The following is a 15,198-nucleotide window of genomic DNA, read 5'->3' as shown; positions in this document are numbered from 1 at the left end:
TGTCTATCCGCGAATTCAAATGAGCGTTGGAATCGTGGAGAGATACCCCTCACCCGTCTCGCCGCTTTGCGGCGAGCCACCCTCTCCCACAAGGGGCGAGGGTTTGCACCGTCTACGCGGCAGGCCTACTCATGCCGATGCCCGTGCTTCCGCACCTTGGCCGGCTTGCCCTCTCCGGTCGGGATCATCACCACACGTCCATAGCGCACGCCGCGCTCGGCGATGATGCGATCGGCAAAGTGCCTGACCTCTGCGGCATCGCCCTTCAGCGCCGTCATCTCCATGCAATTGTTGTCGTCGAGATGGACGTGAAGCGTTGCCAGCGCGAGGTCGTGATGGCCATGGAATTCCTGCACCAGCCGCTTCGAGAGATCGCGCGCCGCGTGGTCGTAGACATAGACGAGACCGGCGACGCAGGGGCCGCTCTGTGCCGTGTTCTCACTCGATTGCTGCAGCCCGGCGCGGGCGAGGTCGCGGATGATTTCGCTGCGGTTCTGATAGCCGCGGGCTTCGGCTGCGGCGTCGATCTCCGCCAGCAAATCGTCCTCGATCGTGATGGTAATCCGCTGCATCAGGTCTCCTCCGCGTACCGCCGAACGAACCTGTTCTACACGGATTTCGTCACCCTCACAGCCGCGTCGCGCGCAGCCGCAGCGCATTGCCGACCACGCTGACCGAGGACAGCGCCATCGCGGCCGCCGCGATGATCGGCGACAGCAGCACGCCGAAGGCGGGATAGAGGATGCCGGCGGCGATCGGGATACCGGCGGCATTGTAGATGAAGGCGAAGAACAGGTTTTGCCGGATGTTGCTCATCGTCGCCTGCGACAGCTTTCGCGCACGGACGATGCCGGTGAGATCACCCTTCAGCAGCGTGACGCCGGCGCTTTCCATCGCCACGTCCGTGCCCGTGCCCATGGCAATGCCGACCTCGGCTGCCGCCAGCGCCGGTGCGTCGTTGACGCCGTCGCCGGCCATCGCGACGCTGCGGCCGGCCCTTTGCAGCTTCGTCACCACCGCGCTCTTCTGGTCCGGCAGCACCTCGGCCTCGACATCGGCGATGCCGAGCCGGCGCGCGACGGCTTCGGCCGTGGTGCGGTTGTCGCCGGTCAGCATGATGACTTTGATGCCTTCGGCGGCGAGCGCCTTCAGCGCCTCCGGGGTCGAAGCCTTGATCGGGTCGGCGATGGCAAACAGGCCGGCGAGGTTGCCATCGATCGCCATGTTGATGACGGTGGCGCCGTCGCCACGCAGCCGCTCAGCCTCCGCGCCGAGTGGCTCGGTATTGATGCCGATCGAAGCGAAATATTTGGCGTTGCCGAGCACGATGACCTTGCCGTCGACCTTGCCGGTCGCGCCCTTGCCCGTCGGCGAATCGAATTGCTCGACCTGGCCGAGGCCAAGCTGCTTCTCCTCGGCCGCGCGCACGACCGCGTCGGCGAGCGGATGCTCGCTGGCGCGCTCGACGCTCGCTGCAAACCGAAGGATATTATCCTCGGCAAAGCCGGCCGCAGGCACGATCGCGACCACCTTGGGTTTGCCTTCGGTCAGCGTGCCGGTCTTGTCGACCACCAGCGTGTCGATCTTCTCCATCCGCTCCAGTGCCTCGGCGTTCTTGATCAGCACCCCGGCCTGCGCCCCGCGGCCGACGCCGACCATGATCGACATCGGGGTCGCCAGCCCCAGCGCGCAGGGGCAGGCGATGATCAGCACGCTGACGGCGGCGACGAGGCCGAAGGCGAGCCGCGGTTCCGGCCCGAACCAGGCCCAGGCAGCGAACGCAACGATGGCAACGGCGATGACGGTCGGCACGAACCAGCCGGCGACATGGTCCGCCAGCCGCTGGATCGGCGCGCGCGAGCGCTGCGCGTCGGCGACCATCTGCACGATCTGCGACAACAGCGTCTCGCGCCCGACCTTGTCGGCGCGCATGATGAAGCTGCCCGACTGGTTGAGCGTGCCGGCGATCACCTTGGCGCCAACCTCCTTGGTGACGGGCATGGATTCACCGGTCACGAGCGATTCATCGAGCGAGGAACGTCCCTCCAGAATGACGCCGTCGACCGGCACTTTCTCGCCGGGACGTACGCGCAAGGAATCTCCGGCATGGAGCGTATCGATCTCGACTTCGTGTTCGTTGCCATCGGCATCGACGCGCCGCGCGGTCTTTGGGGCGAGCTGCAACAACGCCTTGATCGCACCCGAGGTCGCATCGCGGGCGCGCAACTCCAGAACCTGCCCGAGCAAAACCAGGACGGTGATGACCGCGGCAGCTTCGAAATAGACGGCGACTGCGCCCTCATGGCCGCGGAACGTGGCAGGGAAAATCTGCGGCGCGATGGTGCCGATCAGGCTGTAGACATAGGCAACGCCCGTGCCCATCGCGATCAGCGTGAACATGTTGAGGTTGCGCGTCAGCAGCGACTGCCAGCCGCGCACCAGGAATGGCCAGCCGGCCCAGAACACCACGGGCGTGGCGAAAACGAGCTGGATCCAGTTCGACAAAGTCGGGTCGATCCAGTTGTGTGGACCTGCGAGATGGCCCCCCATCTCCAGCACCACAGGCGGCAGCGCCAGCGCGCCGCCGATCCAGAACCGCTGCGTCATGTCGGCGAGTTCCGGATTGGGCCCGGTCTCCAGGCTCGCGACCTCCGGCTCCAGCGCCATGCCGCAGATCGGGCAGCTGCCGGGTCCGACCTGGCGGATTTCCGGATGCATCGGGCAGGTGTAGATCGTGCCCGCCGGCATCTCCGGCTCGGGCGCGTTTTCTTTTGCAAGATACTTCGCAGGATCGACTGCGAACTTGGTGCGGCAGCCGGCCGAGCAGAAATGGAAGGTCTCGCCGTGATGCTCAAAGCGGTGCTTGGAGGTCGCGGGATCGACCGTCATGCCGCAGACGGGATCGAGGACCTTCGTCGCGGCTGCACCAAGGTCATGGGCGTGGTGATGCGCGTGATCGCCGTGGCCGCCGCAGCAGGACGAAGCCGCAGGCTTCTTAGCGGGCGCCGCGGTCTTGGCGGCGCAGCCGCATCCGGAATGCCTGTCCCCGTCGTGATGATGGCTGTGGTCCGCGTCGTTCATTCCTGCGCTCCGGCCTTGTAACCTATACCCGGTAGGGGTATATAGGCGTCATGCGCAAGGACATCAAGGCATCCGTCGGAAAACGTCTCGGCCGGATCGAGGGCCAGGTTCGCGGCCTCTCGAAAATGGTCGAGGATGACCGCTACTGCATCGACATCGTCACGCAGATCTCGGCGGTGCGCGCTGCGCTGCGCCGGGTCGAGGAAGAGGTCTTGAAGGATCACGTCGCCCATTGCGTCGAGCACGCGATCGCCAGCGGCGACAAGTCGGATCAGCGCGAGAAGATCGCGGAGCTGATGGCGGTGATCGGGCGGGCCGAGCGGTAGGTTCTTCGTCATTGCGAGCGCAGCGAAGCAATCCAGAATCCCACCATAGTGACAGTTTGGATTGCTTCGTCGTTTCGCTCCTCGCAATGACGGTGGCGAGAGTGATGCCTTAAGCCGCGATCTCCTGCGTCTGCTTTTGCGCGCGACACATCGCGAGCTCTTTCAGCAGTACAAAATGCTCGGAAGAGGTGACGTCTATCTCCGCAGGTTGCGCGCTTACTTGCTTAGCCGAAGCCGGCGCCTCTTCGTCAATCGCTTCAGGAACGAGCGGCGGCGCACGGAGCGTTTCTGGAAACACACCGAATGAGCCCGCTACCTCCTCGAGCGGCTTTTGCTTGTCGGCCCAGTGCAAGGCTGTGTAGTCGAAGCCATGCACGATGGTGGGTTTGACCACTTCGAAATAGGGCGAGATGTCGAAGTCGCGGGGCATATAGAGCGAGGAATCGCGGATGTGCAGGATCTCGCGGCGGGCGGCGCGGCTGCCGGCCTTGGTGATCTTCGGCAGGATCGGATAGCGCACCGCGTCGAACGCCTGCGCGATCAGCGCCGAGCAGATGATCTTGGTCGGATCGCCCGAGCCGATCGCGATCATGCGCCGCCGCCAGCGCTGCGGGATCGGCAGCGGAAACAGGAAACGCATCAAGTCGATGATGTTCTTGGTGTCGTAGCCGAAGCCGATGCGGTTGATCGCATAGCGGCACACCGTGGTGCGGTCCTCATAGGACAGCCCGACCGGGCGGCACACGCGGGTGTGATAGGGAAAATATTTCGACAGCGGCGCGGAGGTGACGCCTTCGCCGATATTGGCCTCGATCAGCACATGCGGCTCGCCGTCGGGCTCCTGTGCGCCCTCGACCGGACCGACGTAGAGCGCGGCATGCGACCAGGTCGACTGCGTCAGATATTTGATGATGCCGGAGATGCGGTTGTTGCCTTCGACCAGCATCACGTCGCCGGGCTGGATCACGCCGCGCAGGTGCTCGGGATCGCTCGGCGTGAACGGCTCGTAGCCCGGCACCTCCTTCGAGAGGTACGCGGCTATCACCTTGCCGACTGAATCTAGAACCGTCCCCATGAACTCCCCCGGGCCTTTCTGGCCGTCTTTTTTTCCATCTGTATCATGGTCGAAACCTGTTGCAATTCGGTTCATGGGTCTGTGAGGTCGCGCACGATTGATTCACCATGATGGTTGCTGTGCAACATCAGATGCGGCAAGGTTCGTGGGCTGTTCCCGTTCGTCGCAAGTCCCCGGAAACCATGCCATGACAATCACGCGCCGCGGCTTCCTATCGGCGTCGGCAGCCTTTGCCGCAGTGCCGGTCCTGGGCGCAACTGCCGCACCGCTGCCGCGCGAGGCTGACATTGTCGTGATCGGCGCGGGTGCGGCCGGCATCGCTGCAGCGCGGCGCGTCATGGCGGCCAATCGCAAGGTCGTCGTGGTGGAGGCGGCGTCGCAAATCGGCGGGCGCTGCATGACCGACAGCACCACCTTCGACGTGCCGTTCGATCGTGGCGCGCGCTGGATGCACAATCCCGACACCAACCCGATGATCCGGCTCGCGCGCAGTGCCGGGCTCGATGTCTCCCCGGCACCGTCGGGCCAGAAGATGCGCATCGGCCGCCGCAATGCGCGCGCGGGCGAGACCGAGGAGTTTTTGGCCGCGCTGGTGCGCGCCAACCGTGCCATCGACGAGGCCGCGCGCGGCAAGCTCGATACGTCCTGCGGGTCGGTGCTGCCAAAGGATCTCGGCGATTGGGCGGGCGCCGCCGAGTTCGTGCTCGGTGCGAGCTTCGCCGGCAAAGACCTGAAAGAGCTGTCGGCGATCGACAAGGCGCGTGCGCAGGATCGCAACGCCCCGATCGCCTGTCGCCAGGGTCTGGGCACCTTGATAGCCAAGCTCGGCGAGCAGGCGCCCGTCGTGCTTTCGACCCCGGCAAGCCGGATTGTGTGGAGCAATCGCGACGTCAGCGTGGAGACGCCAGGAGGCAAGATCGCCGCGCGCGCCGCCATCATCACCGTCTCGACCAACGTGCTCACGAGCGGCGCGATCAAGTTCGCGCCTGACATCCCCAAGCGTACGCTCGATGCCGCGTCGAAGCTCGGTCTTGGCAGCTACGATCACATCGTGCTGCAGCTGCCGGGAAATCCGCTCGGGCTGTCGCGCGACGACATCCTGATCGAGCAGAGCAACTCCACGCGCACCGCACTGATGTTCGCCAATATCGGGGGATCCTCGCTGTGTTCGATCGACGTCGGCGGTTCGTTCGGCCGCGATCTCTCCGAGCAGGGCGAGAAGGCGATGGCGGCCTTCGCGAAGGAGTGGATTACCAAGCTGTTCGGCAGCGAGGTGGCTGCGAATGTGCAGAAGACCGCCGTGACGCGCTGGAACGCGTCACCCTATGTGATGGGCGCGATGTCGGCAGCCTCCCCCGGCGGGCAGTTGTCGCGAAGAGTCCTGACCGAGCCGATCGGCAACATGTTCCTCGCCGGTGAAGCCACGCACGAGACGCTCTGGGGCACGGTCGACGGCGCCTGGGAAAGCGGCGAGCGCGCCGCGGACGCCGCGCTCCGCAAGATCGGTGCGCTGAAGGATGAGCCGGCCGAGGTGCCGAGGCCGTCGACGAAGCGGCGTCGCGCGCCGCGGCCGTAGGCGAACTAGCGCAAAATACCGTCCAGCACCGGCAGTCCGGCGATCACCGCGATCGCAATCAACGCGTAGCAGATGCCGCGGAATACCGCTTCGCTGGCGCGGCCGAACAGTGAGGCGCCGAAGGCCACGCCGATCGCGTAGACCGGGCCGACGATGAGCGAGAGCAGCAGCGACTCGCGCGAGATCAGGCCCGTCGTGGCATAGCTGACCATCGAGAAGAAATCCGAGGCGCCGAAGAACAGCAAGATGTTGGCGCGCGCCACGATCGATTCGATCGGACGGCCGAGCCAGTAGCCGACAATCGGCGGCCCGCCGGTCTGCGCCAGTCCGCTGCAGAAGCCGGAGAGGCCGCCGATGCCGACCGAGAGCCAGGCGTGGTCCTTGCCGCGATAGCGCCAGCCCGACAGCAGCAGCAGAAGAAGCGCGGCGACGAAGCAGGAGATGATCCAGCGCGTGGTGACGGGTTCGAGCACGCTGAGGAAATAGGTGCCGACGGGCACGCCGACCAGTGCGCCCAGCACGATCACGGCGGTCGCCTTGCGGTCGGCCTTTCGCCACGCGTCGGGCAGCAGCGGTGCGGCCGCGACGAAATCGATGACGAGCAGAAGTGCGGCGACCAGCCGTGGCCCGGCGATACTGCTCGCCAGGGGCATGAAGATCAGCGCGGAGCCGAAGCCGGAGAAACCGCGCGCGGTGCCCGAAACGAAAGCGATGGCGCAGAGCGCCATCGCAATGGTGAGGCTGACGTCCTTGGGAAGGAAGTCCGTAAAGCTCATCCCCGCAACGTGCCGCCGGTCTTCTTCGTGACCTCCGCCACGATCCTTGCGGCGACGGCCTCGATCTCCTGATCGGTCAACGTCTTCTCGCGCGGCTGGATCGTCACCGCGATGCCGATCGACTTCTTGCCGTCGTCGATGCCCTTGCCCTCGTAGACGTCGAACACGTTGACGCCGGTGATCAGCTTCTTGTCGACGCCCTGCGCGGCGCGCACGATGTCGCCGGCTTTCAAGGCGCGATCGACGATGAAGGCGAAGTCGCGCGACACCGGCTGGAATGTCGAGAGCTCGATCAACGGCTTGGCGCGAGTCGGCTTCTTCTTGGCCTCCGGAATGCGGTCGAGGATCACCTCGAACACGACAAGCGGGCCGTCGGCGCCGAGCACTTCCAGCGCGCGGGGGTGCATCTCGCCGAAAGTGCCGAGCACGTTCTGCGGACCGATCTGGATCGTGCCGGAGCGGCCCGGATGCAGCCAGGCAGGACCGCCGGCGACGATCTGGAGCGCCTGCATCGGCGCGCCGGCGGCTGCCAGCACCGCGAGCGCGTCGGCCTTGGCGTCGAACACATCGGCCTGCGCCGAGCCCGACCAGTGCCGTCCCAATCCGTCCGGCGACGCAAGGCCGCGGCGCACGCCGCTCGCCGCCATGAACTGATCCTGCGGGCGATCGCCCTTGAACACCTGACCGACCTCGAACAGCACGACGTCGCCAAAACCGCGGTCGGCATTGGCCTGTGCGGCTGCGACCAGGCCCGGCAGCAGGCTCGGCCGCATGTCGGAAAGATCGGCGGCGATCGGGTTGGCGACCTCGAGCTCGCGCTGGCCGCCGCCGAACAGTTTTGCTGCAGGCTTCGTGATGAACGACCACGTCACGGCTTCGGTCATGCCGCGGCTCGCGAGCGCGCGCCGCGCGCGGCGGGTGCGAAGCTGCAGCGGTGTCAGCATGGGTTTGCGCGCGTCCTCGCCGCGCTCGAACGGCGTCATCGGCACCTTGTCGACGCCGTAGATGCGGACGACTTCCTCGACGATGTCGGCCTTCCCATGCACGTCGGAGCGCCACGACGGCACCGCGACCTTCACGACGGGACCCGGACCCGCCATCATGAAGCCGAGATGGGAGAGGATACGCTTCATCTCGACCTGCGGCACTTCGATGCCGGAGAGACGCTTGACCTCGGTGAGCGGGAAATCGATCACGCGATCGTCGCCGAAAGTCTTGCCGACCACGACGTTCTCTGACGGCATGCCGCCGCACAGCTCCAGCACCAGCTTGGTGGCGAGCTCCAGTCCCGGCACCATGAAGGCCGGATCGACGCCGCGCTCGAAGCGGTAGCGCGCATCGGAGTTGATGCCGAGCTTGCGGCCGGTCTGGGCGACGTTGATCTCGTTCCACAGCGCCGATTCGATCAGGACATCTGTGGTGTTTTCGTCGCAGCCCGAGGCTTCGCCGCCCATGATGCCGGCGAGCGACTCGACGCCGTGCTCGTCCGCGATCACGCAGATCGAGGGATCGAGATTGTAGGCGCGACCGTCGAGCGCGAGCAGCGCCTCGCCGCTGCGGGCGCGGCGCACCACGAGATTGCCCACCACCTTCCTGGCGTCGAACACGTGCAGCGGACGCGCGCGGTCGTAGGTCATGAAGTTGGTGATGTCGACGAGCGCATTGATGGGGCGCAGCCCGATCGCGGTCAGTCGCTTCTGCAGCCATTCCGGCGACGGGCCGTTCTTCACGCCACGCACGAGGCGCAACGCAAAACCCGGGCACAGCGCGGTGTCCTCGACCGTGACCTTCACCGGGCAGGGGAATTCGCCCTTGATCGGCTTGATCGCGGCGTCCTTGAATTTGCCCATGTCGGCGGCGGCGAGGTCGCGCGCGATGCCGTGCACGCCGGTGCAGTCCTGCCGGTTCGGCGTCAGATTGATCTCGATCACGGGATCGCCAAGGGCTGCCCATTCGGCATAGCCGGCGCCGATCGGCGCGTCCGCCGGCAATTCCATGATGCCGTCGTGGTCGTTGGAGATCTGCAGCTCGGCCGCCGAGCACAGCATGCCGCGGCTCTCGACGCCGCGGATGGTGCCGATGCCGAGCGTGATGTCCTTGCCGGGAATGTAGGTGCCGGGCGGCGAGAACACGCTGACGAGCCCCGCGCGCGCATTCGGCGCACCGCACACGACCTGCACCGCCGCGCCACCGTCACCGGTGTCGACCATGCAGACGCGCAGCCGATCGGCATTGGGGTGCTGCTCGGCCGAAATCACCTTCGCAATGCTGAAGGGCTTCAGCGCCCTCGCCTTGTCCTCGATGTTCTCGACCTCGAGCCCGATCATGGTGAGCTTGTCGGCAAGCTTTTCCAGGGGCTCGTCGGTGTCGAGATGATCCTTCAGCCAGGAGAGGGTGAATTTCACGAGCTCAGCCCTCCGGCAAGTGTCGGCACTTCGAGCGGTTTGAAGCCGTAATGGTTGAGCCAGCGGACGTCGCTGTCGAACAGTTGGCGCAGATCGGCGATGCCGTATTTCAGCATGGCGATGCGGTCGATGCCCATGCCCCAGGCAAATCCCTGGTACTCGTCGGGATCGATGCCGCAGGCGCGCAGCACGTTCGGGTGCACCATGCCGCAGCCGAGGATCTCCATCCAGTCCTCGCCCTCGCCGAAGCGGATCTCGTTCTTGTCGCGGCGGCATTGCAGGTCGACTTCCAGCGACGGCTCGGTGAACGGGAAGAACGACGGGCGGAAGCGCATGTTGATGTGATCGACCTCGAAGAACGCCTTGCAGAACTCGTGCAGGATCCATTTGAGGTGGCCGAGATGCGAGTGCTTGTCGATGACGAGGCCTTCGACCTGGTGGAATTGCGGCGTGTGGGTCGCGTCCGAATCGATGCGGTAGGTACGGCCCGGGCAGATCACGCGGATCGGCGGCTTCTGGGTGAGCATGGTGCGCACCTGCACCGGCGAGGTGTGGGTGCGCAACAGCATGCGCGAGCCGTCCTCCTTCGGATGGAAGAAGAACGTGTCGTGCATCTCGCGCGCCGGATGGCCTTCCGGAAAATTCAGCTTGGTGAAGTTGTAATCGTCGGTCTCGATGTCAGGACCTTCGGCGACCGAGAATCCCATGTCGGCGAAGATCGTGGTCAGCTCGTCCCAGACCTGGCTCAACGGATGGATGCGGCCGGCTTCGGCCTGGGCATCGCGCAGCGGCAAGGTCACGTCGACGGTCTCGGACGCCAGCCGCGCATCGAGCGCCGCGGACTTCAGCAGGTCGCGCCGTGCGGCGAGCGCCTCGGTGACCTTGTCCTTGGCCTGGTTGATCGCGGCGCCTTGCGTCTTGCGCTCGTCGGGCGACATCTTGCCGAGCGTGGCGAGCAGCGCCGAGATCGAGCCCTTCTTGCCGAGGGCTGCGACGCGCACCGCTTCGAGCGCGGCTTCATCGCCGGCGGCGGCGATCTGGTCGAGGATGGATGTTTCGAGCGTTGCGAGGTCGGACACAGTCAAATCCTTGCTGCCAAATTCGGCTGGGTTGTCGCCGCCCGAAGGCCGTAACGTCAAGCAAAAAGCCGGTCATTTCGGGCGTAGGACCAGCTGGGTTGAACCTCGCGCGGGGGCCGGGCACCAAGGGGATACGAGGAGACCTTTGCGATGCTTTCGAAATCCTGCTTGGCCGCTCTCGCCATCGTTCTGTCGGTCGCAGCCCACCCGGCGCGCGCCATGGTCTGCATGGACAAATCCATGACGCTGGACGAGGTCGCCGACACCATCAGCGCCCAGAAGAGTTGCGAAAGCGCGATGAAGGTCTTCAGGGATTGCGAGCTGACCGCGAGCGGCGACGTCGAGCTCGGTGCCGCCGTCGAGAAGAAATGCGAGGCGGATTTCAAGCCCGGCCTCAACGCCGCCGAGAGGCAGGCCTACAAACGCGAGATGCGGGTGTGCGACGGCAAGTACCGGAACAAGTCCGGCACCATGTATCTCTCGTTCATGGCATTCTGCCGGGCGGAGGTCGCCCAGCGTTACTCGCAACGCGCGCTGAAGGCTGCGGGCCGGAAGGCCCGCTAGCGCAGGCCTTAGGCTGCGAGCGCAGCTTTGGCCTTCTCGGCAATCAGCTGGAACGACGCGGGCTCGTTGATCGCGAGATCCGACAGCACCTTGCGGTCGACCGTGATGCCCGACTTGGCCATGCCGTCGATAAACCGGCTGTAGGTCAGGCCGAACGGACGAACGGCAGCGTTGATGCGCTGGATCCAGAGCGCGCGGAAGGTGCGCTTCTTGCGCTTGCGGTCACGGAAGGCGTACTGCATCGCCTTGTCGACGGCCGGCTTGGCGGTGCGGATCGTGTTCTTGCGGCGGCCGCGGAAACCCTTGGCGGCCTTGTAGACTTTCTTGTGCTTGGCGTGAGCGGTCACACCGCGTTTGACGCGAGACATGACAAAAATCCTTCAGAGATGACTTGGTTTTCGGATCGCCGCGAAAGACGCGACGCGGATGGCAATGATCGTGGACGCGATCAGGCGTTCGGCAAGAAGTACTTCTTGACGTTGTCGCCGTCGGTCTTGAACAGCACAGCAGTGCCGCGGAGCTGACGGATCTGCTTCTTCGTCCGCTTGATCATGCCGTGACGCTTGCCGCGATGGGCGAACATCACTTTGCCGGTGGCAGTCACCTTGAAGCGCTTTTTAGCGCCCGATTTGGTCTTCAGCTTGGGCATTTGGCTCTCCTAATGGCCACAGAGTTCCGCCCGCGAAGGCGGCTGGCCGTCAAAAATGCTCGTTAGAGCGTTGATTGTGCTCAGGTTTTGCGAACAAGCGAGAAACCCGCACAGAACACCGCCACGGCAGCCCTTAATCAGCCGGGCGATGAAGGTCGGCCTTATGGCAGAGGACGAGCCAATTGGCAACGATGAACCGCCAGAACCTGGCCGCCGACTATTGGGGGTTACCACCTCATTGTTCACGCCGTCCCGTCCGGAGCAGGACCAAAATGGCCCATTTTTCCCAATCGCTCTTGTCTGTCGTCGCCCGTCCGCGCCACCTGGCGCTGTTCGCCATGCTCGCTGCCACCGCCGTCCCGTCGACGGCCGATGCCCGCATCAGCGGCTATGACGGCGTCTGGAATGTCACCTTCGCCACCACCCGCGGCAATTGCAGCTCGGGCTACAGCGTCCCCTTCACCGTGACCGGCAGCCGGGTGTCGTCCGCCGGCGGCGGCCGGGTGTCCGGCAGGGTCAATCGTGGCGGGGCCGTTGCGGTCCAGGTCTCGGTCGGCGCCTCCCACGCCAGCGGCGGTGGCCGGCTTGGCGGCGCGGCCGGGGGCGGCTCGTGGAAGGGCATCATTTCCGGTGACCAGTGCAGCGGCACCTGGCAGGCGACGCGGACCTGAAAACAAAACGGCCCGCCGGAGATCCGGACGGGCCGTTAAAATTTCAGCTGTAACGAGCCGTCGTCAGCGCGGCGCCAGGACCATGACGACCTGACGGCCCTCGAACCGGGCGTCCTGCTCGACCTTGGCGAGCTCGGCGACGTCGGTCTTGATCTTGTCCAGCAGCTTGGTGCCGATCTCCTGGTGCGCCATTTCGCGGCCGCGATAGCGCAGGGTGATCTTGACCTTGTCGCCCTCTTCGAAGAACCGCAGCATCGCGCGCATCTTCACGTCATAGTCGTGATCGTCGATCATCGGGCGGAGCTTGATCTCCTTGATCTCGACGGTCTTCTGACGCTTGCGGGCTTCGGCGGCTTTCTTCTGGGCGGAATACTTATACTTCCCGTAGTCCATGATCTTGCAGACGGGAGGGCTGACATTTGGCGAAATCTCGACCAGATCCATGCCCGCTTCCTGGGCCAACTTGATAGCCATCATCGTCTCGACCGTGCCTTTGTTGTCACCGGTCTGGTCGATCAGCTGGATCTGCGCATTGCGAATATCATCATTGATGCGCGGCCCGTCTTTGCTGGCAACGGGCGGGGCTCTATTGGGACGGCGAATGGGTGGTTCTCCAAGGTTGTGGAAGGAAGCGGCTATTTTGAAGGAAGATGCGTTTGCCGGCAAGCAACTCGCTCGTGCGAGAGGCGAAAAACCCTCAAATGCGAGACATTTTGGCCACGCCCATCGGCACGGTGCTCGACATAGACACCTTGCCCCTGTTCCGCAAGCGTCCCAAAGGGACAATGCCAACATAGGGTTGCGTCGCGGGGCGCGCCCGAACAGCTCAAACCGCACAACCAGAGTAAACGTTCCATGACCCCAGCATTTCCCGATGCCGTGCTCGACTTTATCGATGTGGGCGAGGGCTCGTCAGCGCGCCGGATCGCGGTGCGCCGTCGCGCCGGCCAAGGGCCCGGCCTGGTCTGGCTCGGCGGCTTCAAGTCGGACATGCAGGGCGGCAAGGCAGTGGCGCTCGACGGCTGGGCCGGCGAGCATGGCCGTGCCGCGGTCCGGTTCGACTATTCCGGTCATGGTGAATCCGGCGGCGATTTCGCCAACGGAACCATCGGAAGCTGGCTCGAGGACAGCGTCGCGGTGTTCGAGCGGTTCTGCACCGGTCCGCAAATCCTGATCGGTTCCTCCATGGGCGGCTGGATGGCGCTGCTGCTCGCGCGCGAGATCAGGAAGCGGCAAGACAATCAGCAAGAGAATCAGCAAGCGAAATCCTCGCTCGCCGGTCTGGTTCTGATCGCGCCGGCGCCGGATTTCACGGAAGAGCTGATGTGGAAGACCTTTTCGCCCGAGGTGAAGAAGGAGATCGAGACCAAGGGGTTTTGGCTGCGGCCGTCCGAATATGGCGACGGCACGCCCTATCCGATCACGCGCAAGCTGATCGAGGAGGGGCGCAACCATCTCGTGCTCGGCAGCGCCATCGATCTCGGTTGCCCCGTCCGCATCCTGCAAGGCGCCCAGGATCCCGACGTGCCGTGGCAGCATGCGTTTGCGCTGACGCATCGCCTGCCGGCCGACGACGTCGTGCTGACCATGATCCAGGACGGCGATCACCGCCTGTCGCGCCCGCAAGACATCGCGCGCATTCTTGCCGCGGTGGCGGAGATCGGGTGAAGTGGGCCAACAAGAAACACCGGGAGGCAATGCAATGACCACCACCGCGATGCTGCGTGCTTTTTGTGATGCCGTCGAACAACGCAACGGCCGTGCCTTTGCCGACCTGTTCACCGAGGACGGCGTCTATCACGACGTGTTCTATGGCGCGTTTGCGGGCCGCGACAAAATCGCAGCGATGGTCGACGACTGGTTTTATCGCACGGCGACGGATTTCCGCTGGGACATGCATGATCCCGTCAGCAACGGCGCCACGCTCTATGCGCGCTACACCTTCAGCTACAAATCGACCCTGCCGGAAGCGAACGGCGCGCGCGCGATGTTCGAGGGCGTCGCGATCATGACGCTGCGCGACGGCAAGATCGCCGGTTATCACGAGGTCGCCAACACCGCGCCGGCGTTTGTCGATCTGAAGTTTGCGCCGGAGCGGATTGCGAAGATCGTCGGCAAGCAAGGTGCGGAACTGAAGGCGCGGCCGGAGATGAAGCGGCATTTGGGCTGACGGCAGAGCCCCTACGGCGGCGGTGGCTTCGCCATCGGCTTGCGTTGCGCCAGTGCTGCGACCGTCGCGGTGCCGATCGCGCCCTGCTCGTCGTAGAGCCAGCATTCGCCGATCGCGACGCCGTCGGTGGCCTGGTGGTTGACCACGTCGAAACCGATCCAGTTCGTCACCGGCAAACGGTGCAGATAGATCGTCACGTCGCTGTTGATGTAGCCGAGCCCCTTGTCGCCGGCATTGGCGAATGGGCTCGCGAAATCGGCGCCGGTGGCGACGTGGACGAACGGCGTCATCGGCACGCCCGCCACGAGCTCGCGCACCTCGCTCATCCAGAGCCGGCGCGGTCCGAGCGAGCCCATGTGGCCGACGATCGGCCGTGTCGTCCATTTGCCGTTCATGCCGAGCCTGGGATCGGTCGGCTTTGGAATATCGTCCGGCTTCGGCACGTCCCAGTTCGGCGGCGACCAGACATTGCCGTCGGGGTTTTGCGTCCGCCGCAATAGCTGGCACGAGGCGCGCGCCATGCTGACGCCGCCGGAGACGAACTCCGCCTCCACCACGCGGATGCGCAGGCCGTCGCGGACCAGCCGCGTCGTCACTTCGATCGGCTTGTCGATCGTCGGCAGCCGAAACATGTCGACGGTCAACCGCGCTGGCACGAATTCAGGCCCGGAATGGCGCTCCTCGATGGTGAAGCCGAGCAGGCCGATGATGACGCGTCCGTGCAGCGATTTCGGATCCCACGGACCGTTGGCCACTTCCGTCGGATGGAATGTATCGCCGTCGCGGGTGAAGAAAGGCATGTTTTTCATGACGCGCGACCTTGAAG

General features: G+C 64.9%; 16 protein-coding genes. 6 read left to right on the top strand and 10 right to left on the bottom strand.

Annotation, left to right across the window (positions count from 1 at the left end; translation table 11 throughout):
• Window positions 1–125: 125 nt before the first annotated feature.
• The gene (nikR, locus tag K3F49_RS19235; RefSeq protein WP_234682507.1) at window positions 126–572 is read right to left on the bottom strand and encodes a nickel-responsive transcriptional regulator NikR; all 447 of its coding nucleotides are present in this window, start codon (window positions 570–572) and stop codon (window positions 126–128) included.
• A 55-nt stretch (window positions 573–627) separates the two neighbouring features.
• Entirely contained in the window at window positions 628–3,081 is a 2,454-nt protein-coding gene (locus K3F49_RS19230; RefSeq protein WP_234682506.1) for a heavy metal translocating P-type ATPase, read from the bottom strand.
• Window positions 3,082–3,131: 50 nt separating this feature from the next.
• Between K3F49_RS19230 and K3F49_RS19225 the strand changes: the two genes are divergently transcribed.
• The gene (locus K3F49_RS19225; RefSeq protein WP_234682505.1) at window positions 3,132–3,407 is read left to right on the top strand and encodes a metal-sensitive transcriptional regulator; all 276 of its coding nucleotides are present in this window, start codon (window positions 3,132–3,134) and stop codon (window positions 3,405–3,407) included.
• 109 nt (window positions 3,408–3,516) lie between these two features.
• On the opposite strand, the gene K3F49_RS19220 is transcribed toward K3F49_RS19225, so the two are convergent.
• Window positions 3,517–4,482 carry a YiiX/YebB-like N1pC/P60 family cysteine hydrolase gene (locus tag K3F49_RS19220; RefSeq protein ID WP_234682504.1) on the bottom strand — a complete coding sequence of 322 codons (966 nt, stop codon included), beginning with the start codon at window positions 4,480–4,482 and terminating at the stop codon, window positions 3,517–3,519.
• A 187-nt stretch (window positions 4,483–4,669) separates the two neighbouring features.
• Here K3F49_RS19220 and K3F49_RS19215 point away from each other — a divergent pair, with 187 nt between their 5' ends.
• Window positions 4,670–6,058, top strand: a complete 1,389-nt coding sequence (locus K3F49_RS19215) for a flavin monoamine oxidase family protein (RefSeq protein ID WP_234682503.1) — start codon at window positions 4,670–4,672, stop codon at window positions 6,056–6,058.
• A 5-nt stretch (window positions 6,059–6,063) separates the two neighbouring features.
• On the opposite strand, the gene K3F49_RS19210 is transcribed toward K3F49_RS19215, so the two are convergent.
• From K3F49_RS19210 to pheS, 3 genes are read right to left on the bottom strand one after another with little or no spacing between them, the layout of a single operon-like run.
• Entirely contained in the window at window positions 6,064–6,834 is a 771-nt protein-coding gene (locus tag K3F49_RS19210) for a sulfite exporter TauE/SafE family protein (RefSeq protein ID WP_234682502.1), read from the bottom strand.
• Complete coding sequence (gene pheT, locus K3F49_RS19205; RefSeq protein WP_234682501.1) at window positions 6,831–9,239, bottom strand: phenylalanine--tRNA ligase subunit beta; 2,409 nt, start codon at window positions 9,237–9,239, stop codon at window positions 6,831–6,833. Before pheT ends, K3F49_RS19210 begins: the two co-directional genes overlap by 4 nt.
• A complete protein-coding gene (gene pheS / locus K3F49_RS19200) occupies window positions 9,236–10,318 on the bottom strand; it encodes a phenylalanine--tRNA ligase subunit alpha (RefSeq protein ID WP_234682500.1) in 1,083 nt (360 codons plus the stop codon). The genes pheT and pheS overlap by 4 nt, the downstream gene beginning before the upstream one ends.
• A gap of 150 nt (window positions 10,319–10,468) precedes the next feature.
• Between pheS and K3F49_RS19195 the strand changes: the two genes are divergently transcribed.
• Entirely contained in the window at window positions 10,469–10,882 is a 414-nt protein-coding gene (locus K3F49_RS19195) for a hypothetical protein (RefSeq protein ID WP_234682499.1), read from the top strand.
• 8 nt (window positions 10,883–10,890) lie between these two features.
• Here the strand turns inward: K3F49_RS19195 and rplT are convergent, their stop codons facing one another.
• Window positions 10,891–11,250, bottom strand: a complete 360-nt coding sequence (rplT, locus tag K3F49_RS19190) for a 50S ribosomal protein L20 (protein ID WP_234682498.1) — start codon at window positions 11,248–11,250, stop codon at window positions 10,891–10,893.
• A gap of 80 nt (window positions 11,251–11,330) precedes the next feature.
• Window positions 11,331–11,531, bottom strand: a complete 201-nt coding sequence (gene rpmI, locus K3F49_RS19185; RefSeq protein WP_008143958.1) for a 50S ribosomal protein L35 — start codon at window positions 11,529–11,531, stop codon at window positions 11,331–11,333.
• Window positions 11,532–11,803: 272 nt separating this feature from the next.
• Here rpmI and K3F49_RS19180 point away from each other — a divergent pair, with 272 nt between their 5' ends.
• Window positions 11,804–12,202, top strand: coding sequence for a hypothetical protein (locus K3F49_RS19180; RefSeq protein WP_234682497.1), 399 nt, complete (start codon window positions 11,804–11,806; stop codon window positions 12,200–12,202).
• Between the two features lie 63 nt (window positions 12,203–12,265).
• Here the strand turns inward: K3F49_RS19180 and infC are convergent, their stop codons facing one another.
• A complete protein-coding gene (gene infC / locus K3F49_RS19175; RefSeq protein ID WP_234682526.1) occupies window positions 12,266–12,805 on the bottom strand; it encodes a translation initiation factor IF-3 in 540 nt (179 codons plus the stop codon).
• 252 nt (window positions 12,806–13,057) lie between these two features.
• Between infC and K3F49_RS19170 the strand changes: the two genes are divergently transcribed.
• Complete coding sequence (locus K3F49_RS19170; RefSeq protein WP_234682496.1) at window positions 13,058–13,870, top strand: alpha/beta hydrolase; 813 nt, start codon at window positions 13,058–13,060, stop codon at window positions 13,868–13,870.
• Between the two features lie 34 nt (window positions 13,871–13,904).
• Complete coding sequence (locus K3F49_RS19165; protein WP_234682495.1) at window positions 13,905–14,372, top strand: nuclear transport factor 2 family protein; 468 nt, start codon at window positions 13,905–13,907, stop codon at window positions 14,370–14,372.
• A gap of 11 nt (window positions 14,373–14,383) precedes the next feature.
• Here K3F49_RS19165 and K3F49_RS19160 read toward each other — a convergent pair whose 3' ends face one another.
• Window positions 14,384–15,181 (bottom strand): acyl-CoA thioesterase domain-containing protein, encoded by a 798-nt coding sequence (locus K3F49_RS19160; protein WP_234682494.1) that lies wholly within the window; start codon window positions 15,179–15,181, stop codon window positions 14,384–14,386.
• Between the last annotated feature and the right edge of the window lie 17 nt (window positions 15,182–15,198).

It is taken from the genome of Bradyrhizobium monzae, assembly GCF_021458635.1.
In the GTDB taxonomy this organism is placed as follows: domain Bacteria; phylum Pseudomonadota; class Alphaproteobacteria; order Rhizobiales; family Xanthobacteraceae; genus Bradyrhizobium.
This window is presented reverse-complemented; position numbering and strand designations above follow the sequence as displayed.

Coding starts and splice junctions, on each gene's coding strand:
- K3F49_RS19170 (WP_234682496.1), top strand. CDS start 13,058: ATGACCCCAGCATTTCCCGATGCCGTGCTCGACTTTATCGATGTGGGC.
- rplT (WP_234682498.1), bottom strand. CDS start 11,250: ATGTCTCGCGTCAAACGCGGTGTGACCGCTCACGCCAAGCACAAGAAA.
- K3F49_RS19220 (WP_234682504.1), bottom strand. CDS start 4,482: ATGGGGACGGTTCTAGATTCAGTCGGCAAGGTGATAGCCGCGTACCTC.
- K3F49_RS19210 (WP_234682502.1), bottom strand. CDS start 6,834: ATGAGCTTTACGGACTTCCTTCCCAAGGACGTCAGCCTCACCATTGCG.
- K3F49_RS19165 (WP_234682495.1), top strand. CDS start 13,905: ATGACCACCACCGCGATGCTGCGTGCTTTTTGTGATGCCGTCGAACAA.
- K3F49_RS19160 (WP_234682494.1), bottom strand. CDS start 15,181: ATGAAAAACATGCCTTTCTTCACCCGCGACGGCGATACATTCCATCCG.
- K3F49_RS19225 (WP_234682505.1), top strand. CDS start 3,132: ATGCGCAAGGACATCAAGGCATCCGTCGGAAAACGTCTCGGCCGGATC.
- nikR (WP_234682507.1), bottom strand. CDS start 572: ATGCAGCGGATTACCATCACGATCGAGGACGATTTGCTGGCGGAGATC.
- rpmI (WP_008143958.1), bottom strand. CDS start 11,531: ATGCCCAAGCTGAAGACCAAATCGGGCGCTAAAAAGCGCTTCAAGGTG.
- K3F49_RS19195 (WP_234682499.1), top strand. CDS start 10,469: ATGCTTTCGAAATCCTGCTTGGCCGCTCTCGCCATCGTTCTGTCGGTC.
- K3F49_RS19215 (WP_234682503.1), top strand. CDS start 4,670: ATGACAATCACGCGCCGCGGCTTCCTATCGGCGTCGGCAGCCTTTGCC.
- K3F49_RS19230 (WP_234682506.1), bottom strand. CDS start 3,081: ATGAACGACGCGGACCACAGCCATCATCACGACGGGGACAGGCATTCC.
- K3F49_RS19180 (WP_234682497.1), top strand. CDS start 11,804: ATGGCCCATTTTTCCCAATCGCTCTTGTCTGTCGTCGCCCGTCCGCGC.